Annotated in this window: 15 protein-coding genes; 8 read left to right on the plus strand and 7 right to left on the minus strand. The window is 73.2% G+C overall.

All coding sequences use genetic code 11. The annotated features are described in order from the left end of the window. Window positions 1-42: 42 nt before the first annotated feature. The 4 genes from ACWCWD_RS13340 to ACWCWD_RS13355 all read left to right on the plus strand — a co-directional run bounded on the left by ACWCWD_RS13340 (window position 43) and on the right by ACWCWD_RS13355 (window position 3189). Entirely contained in the window at window positions 43-474 is a 432-nt protein-coding gene (locus tag ACWCWD_RS13340) for a GNAT family N-acetyltransferase (RefSeq protein ID WP_450772587.1), read from the plus strand. A gap of 65 nt (window positions 475-539) precedes the next feature. Next, the gene (locus tag ACWCWD_RS13345) at window positions 540-1115 is read left to right on the plus strand and encodes a histidine phosphatase family protein (RefSeq protein WP_450772589.1); all 576 of its coding nucleotides are present in this window, start codon (window positions 540-542) and stop codon (window positions 1113-1115) included. Between the two features lie 154 nt (window positions 1116-1269). Continuing rightward, a complete protein-coding gene (locus ACWCWD_RS13350) occupies window positions 1270-1815 on the plus strand; it encodes a DinB family protein (RefSeq protein ID WP_450772591.1) in 546 nt (181 codons plus the stop codon). Between the two features lie 189 nt (window positions 1816-2004). Further along, window positions 2005-3189 (plus strand): serine hydrolase domain-containing protein, encoded by a 1185-nt coding sequence (locus tag ACWCWD_RS13355; RefSeq protein ID WP_450772593.1) that lies wholly within the window; start codon window positions 2005-2007, stop codon window positions 3187-3189. A 145-nt stretch (window positions 3190-3334) separates the two neighbouring features. On the opposite strand, the gene ACWCWD_RS13360 is transcribed toward ACWCWD_RS13355, so the two are convergent. The 3 genes from ACWCWD_RS13360 to ACWCWD_RS13370 all read right to left on the minus strand — a co-directional run bounded on the left by ACWCWD_RS13360 (window position 3335) and on the right by ACWCWD_RS13370 (window position 5253). Beyond that, entirely contained in the window at window positions 3335-3832 is a 498-nt protein-coding gene (locus ACWCWD_RS13360; protein ID WP_450772595.1) for a peptidylprolyl isomerase, read from the minus strand. Window positions 3833-3922: 90 nt separating this feature from the next. Further along, entirely contained in the window at window positions 3923-4288 is a 366-nt protein-coding gene (locus tag ACWCWD_RS13365; protein ID WP_450772597.1) for a hypothetical protein, read from the minus strand. 167 nt (window positions 4289-4455) lie between these two features. Next, window positions 4456-5253: a LysR family substrate-binding domain-containing protein gene (locus tag ACWCWD_RS13370; RefSeq protein ID WP_450772598.1), complete on the minus strand. Its 798-nt coding sequence runs from the start codon at window positions 5251-5253 to the stop codon at window positions 4456-4458. 122 nt (window positions 5254-5375) lie between these two features. Here ACWCWD_RS13370 and ACWCWD_RS13375 point away from each other — a divergent pair, with 122 nt between their 5' ends. The 3 genes from ACWCWD_RS13375 (at window position 5376) to ACWCWD_RS13385 (ending at window position 8666) form a co-directional block, all read left to right on the plus strand. Then, window positions 5376-5777, plus strand: a complete 402-nt coding sequence (locus tag ACWCWD_RS13375; protein WP_450772600.1) for a DUF5997 family protein — start codon at window positions 5376-5378, stop codon at window positions 5775-5777. Window positions 5778-6013: 236 nt separating this feature from the next. Further along, the gene (locus ACWCWD_RS13380) at window positions 6014-7687 is read left to right on the plus strand and encodes a hypothetical protein (protein WP_450772602.1); all 1674 of its coding nucleotides are present in this window, start codon (window positions 6014-6016) and stop codon (window positions 7685-7687) included. Window positions 7688-7775: 88 nt separating this feature from the next. Then, window positions 7776-8666: an NAD(P)-dependent oxidoreductase gene (locus tag ACWCWD_RS13385; protein WP_450772603.1), complete on the plus strand. Its 891-nt coding sequence runs from the start codon at window positions 7776-7778 to the stop codon at window positions 8664-8666. Between the two features lie 60 nt (window positions 8667-8726). Here the strand turns inward: ACWCWD_RS13385 and ACWCWD_RS13390 are convergent, their stop codons facing one another. Continuing rightward, window positions 8727-9479 carry a hypothetical protein gene (locus ACWCWD_RS13390; protein ID WP_450772605.1) on the minus strand — a complete coding sequence of 251 codons (753 nt, stop codon included), beginning with the start codon at window positions 9477-9479 and terminating at the stop codon, window positions 8727-8729. Window positions 9480-9840: 361 nt separating this feature from the next. Here ACWCWD_RS13390 and ACWCWD_RS13395 point away from each other — a divergent pair, with 361 nt between their 5' ends. After that, window positions 9841-10872: an aldo/keto reductase gene (locus tag ACWCWD_RS13395; RefSeq protein WP_450772607.1), complete on the plus strand. Its 1032-nt coding sequence runs from the start codon at window positions 9841-9843 to the stop codon at window positions 10870-10872. 128 nt (window positions 10873-11000) lie between these two features. Here ACWCWD_RS13395 and ACWCWD_RS13400 read toward each other — a convergent pair whose 3' ends face one another. The 3 genes from ACWCWD_RS13400 to ACWCWD_RS13410 form a co-directional block, all read right to left on the minus strand. Beyond that, window positions 11001-12515 (minus strand): hypothetical protein, encoded by a 1515-nt coding sequence (locus ACWCWD_RS13400; RefSeq protein WP_450772609.1) that lies wholly within the window; start codon window positions 12513-12515, stop codon window positions 11001-11003. Window positions 12516-12646: 131 nt separating this feature from the next. Then, window positions 12647-14176: a multicopper oxidase family protein gene (locus ACWCWD_RS13405; RefSeq protein ID WP_450772610.1), complete on the minus strand. Its 1530-nt coding sequence runs from the start codon at window positions 14174-14176 to the stop codon at window positions 12647-12649. Between the two features lie 277 nt (window positions 14177-14453). Continuing rightward, window positions 14454-15107: a sensor domain-containing protein gene (locus tag ACWCWD_RS13410; protein WP_450772612.1), complete on the minus strand. Its 654-nt coding sequence runs from the start codon at window positions 15105-15107 to the stop codon at window positions 14454-14456. Window positions 15108-15208 lie beyond the last annotated feature (101 nt).

Raw genomic sequence — 15208 nt, forward strand, 5'->3', positions numbered from 1 at the left:
AAACTGCTGGGCCGGTCCGCGGCTTCGTTCTAGCCTGCGCTCATGACCGATACGATCACGCAGGACTACGACATCTCGACCGACCCCGCCCGGCTCGACGCGGCCCGGGTCCACCACTGGCTCTCCACCGACACCTACTGGGCGCTCGGACGCAGCCGCGCCAAGCAGGACGCGGCCATCGCGGCCTCGCTCAACTTCGGCGTGTACGAGCGGAGTTCCGGCACCCAGGTCGGGTACGCCCGGGTGGTCACCGACCACGTCTCCTTCGCCTGGCTTTGTGACGTCTACGTCGACCCGGCGGTACGCGGCCAGGGGCTCGGCGTGCGCCTGGCCGAAGCGGTCCGCGACCACCTCGCCCCGGCCGGCGTCCGCAGGATCCTGCTCGCCACGGGCGACGCCCACGGGGTGTACGAGAAGGTCGGCTTCCGGGGCCTGGAAGAGCCCGGCCAGTGGATGGCTCTGATCAATCGTTAGATCGTCAACTCCCTCTGAAGCGTGCCCTCTTGACCCGGCGAGTCGGCGGCCTCACGATCGCGGCCATGAGTGTTCGGGTTTCCCTCGTGGCGGCAGCGCGGAGCTCGTCCCTGCTCGCCGAGCGCTTCGACGACGACCGTCCGCTCGACCACGCCGGATGGCACGAGGTGCAACTCGTCGCCCACGCGTTGGTCCCGCTCGGGGCGGCCGACCTCCGCTACTGTGCGCCGACCCCCCGGAGCCGGGCCACCGGCGACGCCCTCGGGTACGCCCCCATGGCCCAACCCGACCTGCGCGACTGCGACATGGGGCGCTGGCGGGGCATGACCCTGGCGGAGGTCGCGGCCCGCGAGCCCGCCGCCGTCGACGCGTGGCTGGCCGATCCCCGCTCCGCGCCGCACGGCGGCGAGCCGCTGCTCGGCTTCATCACGCGCATCGGCCACTGGCTCGACACCCGCCCCTTCGACGGCGGTTCCATCGTCGCGGTGGCCGAGCCCGCCGTGGTCCGCGCGATCCTCGTCTACGCGTTGAAGGCCCCGCCCTCGGCGTACTGGAACATCGACGTGCGCCCCCTCTCCGCCCTCACCCTCGCGGGGCAGCCCGGCCGTTGGAGCCTCTGCCTGGAGCCACCGGCCCACTGAAGCGCCGTGGGCCGTGCCGTGTGTGCCGTGGCCTCGCGCCTGGTGTCCCGCGCCTGGTGTCCCGCGCCTCGTGCCTCGATCGGCGAGCGCCTCAGCTGCACGGGAAGGGTGAAACTCCTGCGACGGAGGGTGCACATCGGCCACAATCCCGGACATGCAACGGTTTGCGGAGATGTTCACCGATCCTGGAAGCGACCCACGGGCAGAGGTCCCGACGCAGAGCGACGAGCGGACCATGCTCGCCGCGTCCCTGCGCCGCCAGCGGGAGACCCTGGTCCTGAAGTGCTCCGGGCTCGACGCCGAAGCCATGGCCCTGCGGTCCGTGGACTTCTCCGGCCTGTCCCTGCTGGGACTCGTCCGGCACCTCGCCGACGTGGAACACCGTTGGTTCAGGCTGCGGTTGGCCGGTCAGGAGGGCCCTGCGCCCTTCGCCACGGTGGACGAGCCGGACAGTGCGTTCGACCGCGCCGTGCCCGACGCCGCCCGTACGGAGGAAGCCTGGCGGGCCTGGCGCGAGGAGGTCGACTTCGCGGAACGGTTCGTCGCCGAAGCCGCTGATCTCGACGTCTCCGCCATCGACCCCTGGCAGGGACGGGTCTCGCTCCGGTGGGTGATGCTGCACATGGTGGAGGAGTACGCGCGCCACAACGGCCACGCGGACCTGCTGCGCCAAGGGGTCGACGGCGCCGTGGGGTTGTAGCGGGGGAAGTCCGGGTGCCGGAAGTCCGGCGGGAGGCAGGTAAGTTCGGGTCTCGGTCCGGATGTCCGGATGTCCGGATGTCCGGATGCCCGGATGTCCGGATGCGTGGATGCCCGGATGCGTGGATGCCGGTCCGGATGCCCGGTCCGGGCGCCGCGCCACCCCTTCCCGCCGGTCCGACCCGTCGGTATGTTGCCCCGGGACGCCCACGACGAGGAGGCCACCGTGACGCAGATCCACGGCCACTGCGACGAACGGTTCGCCCGCGTGCGTACCGCGTTCGAGGAGAACTTCAGCGCACGGGACGAGCTGGGCGCCGCCGTCACGGTCCTGGTGGACGGCGAGCCGGTGGTCGACCTCTGGGGCGGATGGGCGGACGGCGCGCGGACCCGTCCCTGGGAACGGGACACCCTCGTCAACGTCTGGTCCACCACCAAGGGCCCCACCGCGCTCTGCGCCCACATCCTCGCGGACCGGGGCCTGCTCGACCTCGACGCCCCGGTGGCCTCGTACTGGCCCGAGTTCGCCGCCGCCGGCAAGGAGAACGTCCGCGTACGCCACCTCCTCTCGCACCGCGCCGGTCTCGCCGGGCTGCGCCGGCCGCATTCGCTCGCCGACCTCTACGACTGGGAGCTGACCACGTCCCGGCTCGCCGCGACCGAGCCCTGGTGGGAACCCGGCACCCGTTCCGGCTATCACCCGCTGACGTACGGGTTCCTGGTCGGCGAGGTCGTCCGGCGGATCAGCGGTGACCTGCCCGGGGAGTTCCTGCGGCGCGAGGTCACCGGCCCCCTCGGCATCGACTTCACCGTGGGACTGCCGGAGAAGGAAGCGGACCGGGTCGCCGAACTCGTCACGACGAAGGTGTCGCCCGAGCAGATGGCGTTCTTCGCGCGCCTGCCCCCGGTGGCCGTCGCCGCCTTCCTCAACCCCGGTACGGGAGCAGCCGCGGCCAACACCGCCGCGTGGCGGGCGGCCGAGATCCCGGCGGCGAACGGCCACTCCACCGCTCGCGCGGTCGCCTCCCTCTACGGAATCCTCGCCGGCCGGGGCGCGCTCCACGGCCACCGCGTTCTCTCCGAGGAGGCGGCCGAGCGCGTACGGGAGGGGCAGGGGAGCTGCCGCGATCTGGTGCTGGGCGCCGGGTTCGCGCACGAGACGGAGATCGCCCTCGGCGTCTGGCTGAGCGGCTCGAACGCCTCCTACGGCCCCAACCCGCGAGCGGTCGGCCACGACGGGGCGGGCGGCTCGTGCGGGCTCGCCGACCCGGAGGCGGGGGTGGCGCTCGGCTACGTCATGAACCGGATGGGCGTGGGGCTCGCCGACGACCCGCGCAAGATGGCCCTGGTCGAATCCGTGTACGCGTCCCTCTGATCACGTTCCCGGGACCGGAGAACGAGAGACGCGCGGGCCGACGGTTTCCCGTCCGCCCGCGCGTCTCCGAACCGAGGTCCTCGATCGGGATCCTCGATGGGATTCCCCGGTCGGATTCCCCGATCGGATTCCTCGACGGGAATCCTTAGAGGACGCCGCTCTCCGAGATGGTGATCTTCGACGAGGTGCGGCCGCTCTGGGAGCCCAGGGACTCGATCTTCTTGACCAGCTTCATGCTGTCCTCGTCCGCGACCTCACCGAAGACGACGTGCTTGCCGTCGAGCCACGGGGTCAGGACGGTGGTGATGAAGAACTGCGAGCCGTTGGTGTTGCGGCCGGCGTTGGCCATCGAGAGCAGGCCCGCCTTGTTGTGCGTGAGCTTGAAGTTCTCGTCCGCGAACTTCTCGCCGTAGATGCTCTTGCCGCCCGTGCCGTCGCCACGGGTGAAGTCGCCGCCCTGGAGCATGAAGTCCGGGATGACGCGGTGGAAGGAGGAGCCCGCGTAGCCGAAGCCCTTCTCGCCGGTGGCGAGGGCGCGGAAGTTCTCCACGGTCTTCGGGACGACGTCCTCGAAGAGGTTGAACGTGATCCGCCCGGCGGGCTCGTCGTTGATGGTGATGTCGAAGTAAGCCTTGATGGTCATACAACCATCCTGACACTTCTCGGCCCGTGCCTCGCGCAGAGGGGTCCCCCCTGCGGGTCGGCAGGCCCGCGACTCGCTGAACCGGCCGCCTCAGCGCCTGCCCGGACGCCCGCCTCGCGGCCGGGCGCGCCCGAGGCCGAAAGGGCCCCGCCGGCCCGGCCGGGACCGACGCCGGACGGGCCGCCCGGTACGGCCCCCGGGCCCGTACTCCGTCGCCGCGGGGCGTCGGCCGCCGTCCGGCGACGGCAGCGGGGCCTGCCGGTCGGCCTGGGCACGTATCTCCTGGTGAGCGGCGTACGACGTGGTACGGAACGCCTCCTCGTACGACGCGAGGGCCGCCCCGATCGCCGCCCCGGCCGTCCCCCGGCGCCGCACCCTGGCCGCGAGCAGCCCGAGGACGCCCATGACGGCGGCCAGACATCCGGCAACGATCAGCAGCGGCAGGAGAACACCCATGGCGGCGAGCGTAACGAGCGGGCGCCCGGAGCGGTACGGGCCGTCACCCCCGGATGCGGCACCACCCGCGTACGTACGACCAGTGCCACCCGCGACCGGGCCACGGGCGTACGGCACCGCGGGCACATGGGCACCCGGCATACGGGCATACGGCCCGCGCGCTCCGGCTACCGGCCGCGCGGCTTTCCGCGCTTGGCTCCCTTGGCCCCGCCGGCGCTCTTCGCACCCTTCGCGCCCTTGGCCCCGCCGCCCGCCCCGCCCCGCGGGTTGCGGGACGACGGCTTGCCCGCGCCGGTACCGCGACGGGCACCGGCGGCCGGCCGCTTCTCCTGCTTCGGCTGCGGGGGAGTGGGAGTGCGTCCCCGCGAGCTGTTCACGGTGCGGCCCCGGACGATGCCGATGAAGTCCTCGACCATCTCGGTCGTCTTCTCCTCCGGCCACGACAGCGCCACCCGCGACTCGGGGACGTCCGTCATCGGCCGGTAGGTGAGGTCCTTGCGGTGGTGGAGCCGGGCGAGCGACTGCGGGACGACCAGCAGGCCGATCCCCGCCGCGACCAGCGCCACCGCGTCCTCCGTGGTCTCCGGCCGCTCGAACGCGGGCAGTCCCGGCGGGCGCTCCCAGCCGAGCGAGTCGTCGAGCGGATGGAGCACGATGTCCTCCGCGAGGTCCTCGGCGGACACCTCCTCGGCAGCCGCCAGCAGGTGGTCCTTCGGGATCACCACCACCGAGGTCTCGGTGTACAGCGGGATCGCGCTGAGCTCCTCGCGCCCCACCGGCAGCCGCACGAAGCCCGCGTCGGCGCCACCTTCCAGCAGCAGCGCCGGGGCCTCATCGGACGGTACGGAGACCAGCTCCAGCGGGATGAGGGGGAAGCGCTCTTTCCAGATGCGCACCCACTTGGAAGGCGTCACGCCCGGTACGTAGGCGAGGCGGAACGAGGGGGATGCGTCGGAGCCAGTCACCCCGCCAGGTTACCGGCCCCACTCCCGGGGAGCGTCCGGCGGATCATGGCCGGGAACCCGTCGTACCCCCCGCCGCGAGCGGTGTGGTCGGCGGCCTCGCACACGCTCGCTACTCTTGACACATGACCTCGCACCAGACACCCCAGACGATGAAGCCCGCCACCGCGGCGAAGAAGCTGGGTGTGTACCTCGAAGCCACCCCCGCCGAGTTCCAGGAGGGTGTGGTCTCGCGCAGCGAGTTCAACGCGCTGCAGGCCGAACCGCCGGCCTGGCTGGAAGAGCTGCGCCGCAACGGCCCGCACCCCCGCCCGGTCGTCGCCGCCAAGCTGGGCGTCTCCATTTCCGGCCTGGCCCGCGGAGGCGTGACCGAGCCGCTCACCACCGAGCAGATCGACGCCCTCAAGAACGAGATGCCGGAGTGGCTGAGCGCCGAGCGCGCCACCCAGGCGGACGTCCGCAAGGAGGCCGTCCGCATCAAGGAGCGGAACGCCGCGCGCGCCGCGAAGGCCGACTCCGACTCCTGATCCACGCTCCACCACCGCCCGGCCGCCGACACACCTCGCGCGGCCGGGCGGAGCTGTGAAGACCGGCCACGCCAGCCCTGGTGGTCCCGGCCGCGCCGACCCTCCGGGTCCGGCCCAGGTGCTCGCGGCGGCCCGGACCGGGCACGCGGACCACCCGATGACCGGGCACAACCATGACCGGACGCAACCGGATAACCGGTGGCCCGGCCCCGGCCCCGGGCGGCATGATGCCCGTCGTGCATCACCTGCTGCTCGGGCTCGCCGCCAACCCGTCGCTGCCTCCCCACCTGATCGACCGCCTTCTGGCGTACGAGGACCGTTGCCTCGAACCCCTCGACTGCGAGCTCGCCGAGACCCTCGGTGACCGCTCGGATCTGAGCCGCGAACAAGCGAAGCGCCTGGTGTCTGCGCACGAGGACTGCGCGCTGGTGGCCATGTCACCGGCGGTCCGGACACTCACGGCGGCCGACGTCGACCCGGCGCGATGGCCCCTCGTCGCCCTCGCCCTGCTCCAGGAAGGCGCCGGTCACCCCTCCTGGGCCCGCCACCTCGCCGCCGCACCCGACTTCCTCCTGGGGGAGTGGCTGGCCCCCCTCCCGGACCTGCCCGACGACGTGACCGCGACACTTGCCGCGGACCCCCACGTACGGGTGGTGGCCGAGCTCGCCTTCTGGACCACGTCCGCCACCGCCGCCACCCGGCTCGCCCGGCACCCGCACGCGGAGGTGCGCAGCGCGCTCGCCGGTAACCCGCTGACACCGCCCCCGGTCCTGGCGGCGCTGATCACCGGCGAAGGCCTGCCGCCGGTCCGCCTCTGCCCGGTCTGCGACCACGAAGCCGTCCCGTACACCCACCACTCCGGCTGCGAACACCCCGGATGCGACCTGCGGTCCGGGGCGGCCTGTGACGGATCCCACCGGTCCACCCGCCACGAGCTGCTCGTCCGGGCCCTGCGGAACCAGGCCACCCCCACCGAGGCGGTCCTCCCCTTCACCAGCCCCACCGATGCCACCAGCCCCACCGACCACACCGATGCCACCAGCCCCACCGACCACACTGATGCCACCGGCGCCACCGGCGCCACCGGTCACACCGACGCCACCGGCGAGCAGGTGCGCGGGGCGCTGGCCACCCGCGAGGACCTGCCCGCCTCGGTGTACGAACGCCTCGCCCGAGACCCCTCCCACTGGGTCAGGGCCGAACTCGCGAGGAATCCCGCGATCTGCGAGGCGGCCCTCCGCGTACTCGCCGCGGATCCGAGCCCCGAGGTACGCCGCACGGTGGCACGTCACCCGCGCCTGCCGCTGGACGTGCTCACCGCCCTGGCCGGGAAGGTGCGGACCGGTCCGGTGCCGCTCCCCCGGATCGCCGGGGCCTCGCCCGCCGAGATCGCCCGGCTGGCGGCATCGCCGGATCCGGCCGTACGGGCGCTGGTCGCCGAGCGCCACGACCTGCCGGACGAGATCCGCGACCGGCTCGCCGCCGACCCCGACGCACGGGTGGTCCGCGCGGTGGCCCCGCACCCCGGGCTGCCCGAGGAGGTGCTGCGCGCGATGACCACGCGTTTCGGGGCGCAGGTGGCGGGGCGCGTGGCGGAGAACCCGGACGCCTCGCCCGAGTTCCTCGAGGAGCTGGCGCTGCGCACCCCGCCCGTACGGAAGGTGCTCCGCGCGGTGGCCGCCCGGCCCGGGGCGACCCCGGCCTCGCTGGTCGCCTGCCTGGCGGACCCCCGGGTACGGACCGAGGCGGCCCGCCACCCGGCCCTGCCCCTGCCCGTGCTCGCCGGGCTGCTCGACCACCCGGACCACGAGTCGGCCAGGGCCGCCGCGGCCAACCCCGCCCTGCCGGTGGACGAGATGGCCCGTCGCCTCCCGCCGCCCGTCCACCCCGGACCCCGTGGCACCCCGTAACGTGCGGGTGGGGGCGCCGCGCCGGCCGAAAGCGCCGCCGCTTCACCGTCCGTGTTCCACTTTCCCGACCGAGAGGCCGACACCGACCATGACCGACACACTCACCGTCAGCGTTCTGGGCACCGGAATCATGGGCGCCGCCATGGCCCGCAACCTGGCCCGCGCCGGACACTCCGTACAGGTCTGGAACCGCACCCGCGACAAGGTCGAACCCCTGTCCCGGGACGGCGCGCGGATCGCCGGCACCCCCGCCGAGGCCGTCGAGGGCGCCGACGTGGTCCTGACGATGCTGCACGACGGGTCGGCGGTGGCGGAGGTCATGCGGCAGGCCGCCCCGGCGCTCCGTCCCGGCACCGCCTGGGTCCAGTCGACCACCGTGGGCGTCGACGCCGTCGAGGAGCTCGCCGCCTTCGCCGACGAGCACGGCCTGGACTTCTTCGACGCACCGGTGCTCGGCACCCGGCAGCCCGCCGAGACCGGGCAGTTGCTGGTCCTCGCGGCGGGCCCGGCGGAGAAGCGGGCGGCCGTCGCCCCGGTGCTGGACGCGGTCGGGTCCCGTACGGTCTGGACGGGCGAGAACGGGTCCGACGGAGGCGCCACCCGCCTCAAGCTCGTCGCCAACAGCTGGGTCATCGCGGCCACCACCGCCACCGGAGAGGCCCTGGCGCTCTCCAAGGCCCTCGGGGTGAACCCGCAGGACTTCTTCGACGCCATCGCAGGCGGCCCGCTCGACATGGGCTATCTGCGGGCCAAGGCAGCCCTCATTCTCGACGACGGTCTCGAACCGGCCAGCTTCGCTGTGACCACCGCGGAGAAGGACGCCCGCCTGATCGTCGAGGCCGGGCAGCGGTACGGAGTCCGCCTCGACGGCGCCGCCGCGAGCGCGGACCGCTTCGCCCGGGCCGCCGCCCAGGGCCACGGCCACGAGGACATGGCCGCCGCCTACTTCGCGAGCTTCGACCCGGACGAGTCGCGCTGACGGCCGGGGTCCGGCGCCCGCCCCCGCTCAGGGTGGCCGGGGTCCGGCGTCCGCCCCCGCTCAGGGCGTGGGGGAGGCTGCGGTGAGGGACATCCACCGCCGGACGGTGTCCAGGTGGGAACCGGCCGCCGTGCCCGAGGCCACCGCCTCCGCGTCCGCGTCCGCGCCGGACCGGGGGATCCCGGAGCGGGCCAGCAGCACGAGCGGCCACGCGGGACCCGGGCCGGGCGCCGCCCCGTCGAAGGGGTCCCAGTCCCAGGGGCCGCGGAAGCGCCAGGCCCTGCCTTCGGCGTCGGCCACCTCGTCGTCCGCACACAGGAACGCGTACGGCCGCCACAGCAGCTCGATGGCGTAGGGCGTCCCGTCGCCCGGATGGAGGCCGTGGCCGTAGCCGTCGAGATGGCTCCCGTCCGGGTACTCCCGGTAGGACATGCCCTTTCGCAGCACGGTCACGGTCAGCCGCGGGCGCGGCAGCCAGCCGGTCTCCAGCGGCGGGTCGTGCCGGTCGACGGAGGTGACGTGCACCAGGGTCGGCTCCACCCCGACCCGGCAGAGGTCACCCGCCCGCAGACAGCCGGGCGGCGGGTCGGTCCGGAACAGTTCCACCTGGTTCTCGGGGCAGGCCTCCGCACCCTCGGCACTCAGCGCCACGACGCCGTTCCAGCGGAAGAACTGGCTGTCCTCGTCGATGGACCACCACGGCCAACGCACCGACAGGTAACCCCCCTTCACGCCTTCCTCGACCACGGTCTCCGTGAACGGGCAGGCGACGGACAGCACGTCACCGACCCGGAAGTCCCCCTCGTATTCCATCGGGCCAGCGTAAAAGGGCATGTCCGGACCGGTTCGCGGGGCCTTGGTGGTGCGCGGACGGCCGTGGCGGAGTGCAGCCCCCACGATCCTCACGATCCTCTTGCGACTCCTTGCGAATCGGAACAGCGTTCCGTATTGTCATTCCGGAACGTTGTTCCGCTTTCGGCTCCCTGGCCGGCCCCGAACCCGCCGAAGCCCGTGCACGCAGGCCGGGCAGGCAGGCCGGGCAGGCAGGCCGGGCAGGCAGGCCGGGCAGGCGGGCCGGGCAGGCGGGCCGGGCAGGCAGGCCGGGCAGGCAGGCCGTCTGCAAGGGCCGCGCATACACGTTCGCGCCCATGATTCCGCGCACACGAGGAGAACCATGCGATACCGCACGCTGGGCCGGACCGGCATCAAGGTCAGCCCCTACTGCCTGGGCGCCATGATGTTCGGCGCCATGGGAAACCCCGACCACGACGATTCCGTCCGCATCATCCACAAGGCGCTGGACGCGGGCATCAACTTCGTGGACACCGCCGACGCCTACTCGCGCGGCGAGTCCGAGGAGATCGTCGGCAAGGCGCTCAAGGGCCGCCGCGACAACGTCGTGCTGGCCACCAAGGCCCACCTTCCGATGGGCGACGACCCCAACCAGCAGGGGAACTCACGGCGTTGGCTGATCCGCGCCCTGGAGGACTCGCTTCGCCGGCTGGGCACCGACCACGTCGACCTCTTCCAGATCCACCGCCCCGCGCCGGACACCGACATCGAGGAGACCCTCTCCGCCCTCACCGACCTGGTCCGCGCCGGAAAGGTCCGGGCCATCGGCTCCTCCGCCTTCCCCGCCACCGACATCGTCGAGGCGCAGTGGACCGCCGAACGGCGCGGCCTGCAACGTTTCCGCACCGAGCAGCCGACGTACTCGATCCTCAACCGGGGCATCGAACGCGAGGTGCTGCCGGTCTGCGAACGGTACGGAATCGGCGCACTGGTCTGGAGCCCGCTGGCCGGGGGCCTGCTCACCGGCCGCTACCGCAAGGGCCGGGAAGCCACCACGCACCGCGCCGGCTTCGGCTTCGAGCACCTGAAGGACGAACGCCGCCTCGACGTCGTCGAACAGCTCATCCCCCTCGCCGAGAAGGCGGGGATGCCACTGACGCACTTGGCGACGGCCTTCGCCATCGCCCACCCCGGTGTCACCTCGGCGATCATCGGACCGCGCACCATGGCCCACCTCGACGACCTGCTCGCGGGTGCCGAGGTCGTGCTGAGCGACGAGATCCTCGACCGGATCGACGCCATCGTGCCCCCCGGCACCGACATCGGGCGGCTCGACATGGCGTACGACCCGCCCGCCATCCAGCGGGCCACGCTGCGCCGCCGCCCCGACGCCGAGCGCGCCGCCGCCGGATGAACCCGGGCGGGCCGCCGCCGATGAGGGAGGGGCGCGGGGGCGGCCCGGGGGAGCCGGGCGGATCACCCGGTCGCGCCCGGATCACCCGAGTCGGTACGGGCCCCGCGGGAGCGCCACCGCTGACGCACTCAACCAGCCGCCCCCGCCTCCCACTTGAGCAGGAGCAGCTCGCGCTCGCTGAAGAGATGGCGGCTCAGGCCGAGCAGTTCCCCCACCTCCGCGCCGTGGTGCCGCGCGTCCGCCGGCGGGCGCCAGCGCCGCACGGACTGCTCCGCCCGGGACCGCACCTTCACGTCCGGGTCCTCCAGAAGCCCGACGGCCGCCCGCAGCGCCTCGACCCCGCCGCGCGCGTCGAGCAGCCGGAACGCGGCGAGCCGGACGTGCCGGGGCCGCCCGGAGAGACGCTCCAGCAGCCAGTCGGCGGGCAGTTGTCCCGCGGACGGCAGCAGTGCGACGGCCGTCTCCCGGGCGACCCCGGCGGACGCGTCGTCGAGGAGCGGCAGCAACCGCCCGGCCTCCACGCAGTCCAGGAGCCGAAGTCCGGCCACCGCCCCGGCCCGCACCCGGGGTGCCGGATGCGCGAGGAGGGGCCACAGGAGCGCCGCGTCCGGGCGGTTCCCGCACTCGGCCAGCCCGACCACCGCGCCGGGCGCCAACCCCGGGTCGGCCGCGGCCGTGCACCGCTCCCGGTACCAGGCCGCCGCCTCGCCCCCGTGCTGCCGTACGACGTACCGGGCGCACGCGCGGACCAGTGCCGACCGGTCGCCGAGGAAGGCCTCCGCCCGCTCCGACAGCCCGGCCGGCCGCAGCGCGGTGACGCCGGCCGAGCGGACACGCGGGTGGCGCGCGGTCAGCAGGGGTGCGAGCACGGCCTCGTACGTCTCGTGCGACGGCTCGTCGCGCAGGGCCGTGAGCGCCGCGAGCGCGGCCGTGGCACACAGGTCCTGGACCACGGTGTCCTCGTCCCGGGCGGCGGCGCGGGCCAGCTCGACGGGGCCGAGCAGCCGGCGCTCGACGGCCAGCCGGCAGGCGAACCGGCGGACGGCGCGGTCCGGGGCGTCGAAGAGAACCGCGAGCCCTTCCAGGGACGCCCGGCGCAGGACCTCCCCGAGCAGTTCGACGCCGAAGGCCCCTCTGTGGCGGCGGCCGACGAGCAGGATCAGGGACGCGAGGATGGTGGCGGAATCCTCGTCCAGGGCCCCGCGCAACAGCAGCCGGGCGTCCTCGCGCACCGGGGCGACCCAGTCGGCACAGCGGATCACGATCAGCGGCAGCAGCCCGGGACGGCCGGCCGACCGACGTACCGCCTCCTGACGGACCCGCCCGTCACGGTGGCAGAGGGCGAGCGCGAGCCACGACTCCTCGTCCTGCCCCGGGTCGACGGGCGGCGGGCCCGCGTGCGCGACCGGTGGGCGGTGACCGGCCGTCTCACGCAGCCTCCCGTGCGCGACCAGAGAGCGGTAACCGGCCGTCTCACGCAGTTCCGCGTGCGCGACCGGTGAGCGGTAATCGGCCATCTCACGCACCCCCGCGTCCAGCGCGATCCAGGCGGCGGCGTCCGTGACATCGAAGGCGCCCGGCAGTGGTGCGCCGCGCGCCGGCCGTACCGCCGCTGCTGTCCCGTCCCCGGCGCCCTCGCCCATGTCCCCGCCCTTCCCGGCCGTCGTACCGGGAGATCGTAGGGCCCGGGCGGTCGTCGAACCGCCCGGGCCCCTCCTCGGACAGGCTGTTCAGGCCATTCCGGCCGTTCCCAGCCGCTCCGAGCCGTCCGGATTCACTCGACGTACTCGACGAGCTGCATCATCCCCTGGTCCTCGTGCTGGAGCTGATGGCAGTGGACGAGGGCCCGCCCGGTGAAGTCCTCGAAGCGGACGCGCAGGGTCACCGAGCCTCCCTTCCGGATGCCGATGGTGTCCTGCCACACCGGTGTGTCGAGGGCGCGGCCGTCGACGGCGGTCACCAGGAAGTGGTTGGTGTGCAGGTGGAACGGGTGGACGGGGTGACCGTTCGAGGTGTTGCGCAGGGTCCATTCCTCCGTGTCGCCGAGCCGGAGGGTGTGGTTGACGTGGTCCGGATCGAACCGGCCGTACGTCGGATCCGCCGGATCGGCCAGGTCACGGGTGGGCGGCGTCGCTCCGTCGCCGGTGATGCGGAACGCGTGCGGGAAGGGCTGGCCGGGGAAGGCGTTCCTGTCGCTGTGGAAGGTCAGGGAGCGGCGCCGGGTCACCGTACCCGGGTCGATGTACGGGGTGGGCCCCGGCAGCTCCGTGGGCAGGTCCATCCGCGTGCCGGAGCCGGACCGCACGGTCATCGTCGCCAGCAGGATGTCGCCCGCCACGATCCGGTAGTCGCCCGGGCGCTGCGCCCTGATCATGACGTCGGCCCGGTTGCCCATCGCCAGGGTGACCCCGTCGTGCTCGACGGTCCGGGTGAGGGCGATGCCGTCCTGGGCGATCTGGTGCAGGGAGTGACCCTCCACCCGGATCGGCAGGACGGTGAACGCCGACGCGTTGATCAGGCGCCAGCGCTGCACCTCGCCCTCGCGCAACTGGATCACCGGCCGGAAGAGACCGTTCACGACAAACGTCGACTCGACCGCGTCGAGGTCGCCCTCGGCACGCAGGTCCGGCACCTGCCCGCCGGAGAGCTTGAGTTCACCGATCGCCATGACGACGTCGCTCGCGGCCGCGATCTCCGGAACCTCGTCGATCGCGCCCTCCACGACGATCGCGCCCAGCAGGCCGCCGGACAGCTGGACGGCGGTCGACCCGTGCACGTGCGAGTGGTACCAGTTCGTGCCGCCCTCGTGGCCGGAGGGGATCTCGATGCGGGTGCGGTAGCTCGTGGTGGTCTGGCCGTTGGCCGGGTCGTAGGGGGCGAACTCCCGGAAGACGTTGTCCGCCTCGCCGCTCGGCGACACGTGGAGTCCGTGGGTGTGCAGGTTCACCGTGTTGAACCGGTGCGGCACGTTGTGGTCGCCGTGAGTGGCCTGATCGGGGTTGGGCGGCAGATCGTTGATGTGCTCGATGTCGAGCAGGTCGCCCGGACGTACGCGGAGCGTCGGGCCGATGGCCTCTCCGTTGTAGAGCCGGAGATCGACGTCGCCGACCCCGGCGAGCGTGCGCCGGGCGAACGCGACCCGCAGCGTGGTCGACAGGACACCGCCCGCCGACCCGATCACCGGAGGCCGGCTGAACTGCGGCGCAGCCGACGCCGAAGCGCGGGGTGCCTGCAGTACGCCGGTGACCAGGGCGGGAGCCGCCGCCAGTAGCGCACGCCTGCTGATACCGCGTGATGGGTCCATGGAACTCACCCCTACTCGTGAACGGGCAAAGACCGTCCAGCGTGGCGAGCGGACCACTGGTTCCGTCGGACGACACGTCCCGCGCCGCCCGGCTTCCTCCGATCGGCGCACCGGGTGGCCGGAGAAGCCTCACGGTTCCCCGGCCCCTCGGAACCGGGCGGGCGCCTCTTGGCGCGGGAACCGGACAGGCGCATCCGGCTTCACCCGCCGCACCGCACCCTCCACCGGCCGGCCGTGTCCCCGACCTCACGGGGCGGTGCACCTGGCCCGGCCACGGTTACGCGGCCCGGTCACCCAGCAGGGCGCGGGCCGGCCGGGTCCGTGCCGCGGTCAGCCCGCGGACCACCGGGACCGCGGTGGCGAGCAGGACAACACCCGTGACCGTGTTGAAGCCGATGTCGGCCGCCCGCGAGGAGTTGTCGAACATCAGCTCCGCCAGTCCCTGGTTACCCGGTCCCTGCGGCAGGGCCCACGACCAGGTGAAGTAGAGCAACTCGCCGACCCCGCCGAGGGTCCATGTCAGCGCCACGCAGAACGTGACGACCTGAAGCGGAAAGGCGACAACGAGATGGACCAGGTCGCGCCAGGGCCGTGGTTCACGCACGGTCCGCAGCATTCCGGCCCATCCCGCGCCGGCCGGACCGAGGTGGTGTAACGGGAACGGACGGCCCGTGAGGGCAGCCACCCGCCGGCGTTCCGAATTAGCCAGGGCCACAGCCGAGCGCAGAGTTCCGGCCAGGATGGGGAGTCCGATCCAGACCACGAGAGTGGACACCCCCAAGGCGAAACCCGTCACCGCGACGGTGAACGCCGCGACCCCGAGGGGCAGTCCGGACAGCAGATATTCCAACTCGCTACGGAACCGGTGAGCCACGGGCCCACTCTCGTCGGGCACTTGGGGCATGGAACGGAGTGAGGAGGCATCAGTCATGGCGCCACAGTCCCAGGTTCGGACCGCCCCGACCAACCGGCTGACCGGCCACCGGAGGGTGGGGTTGGCCCCACCCCCGGGTGGTGCGTCTGAGGATCAGG

The organism is Streptomyces sp. NPDC001493, assembly GCF_053597235.1.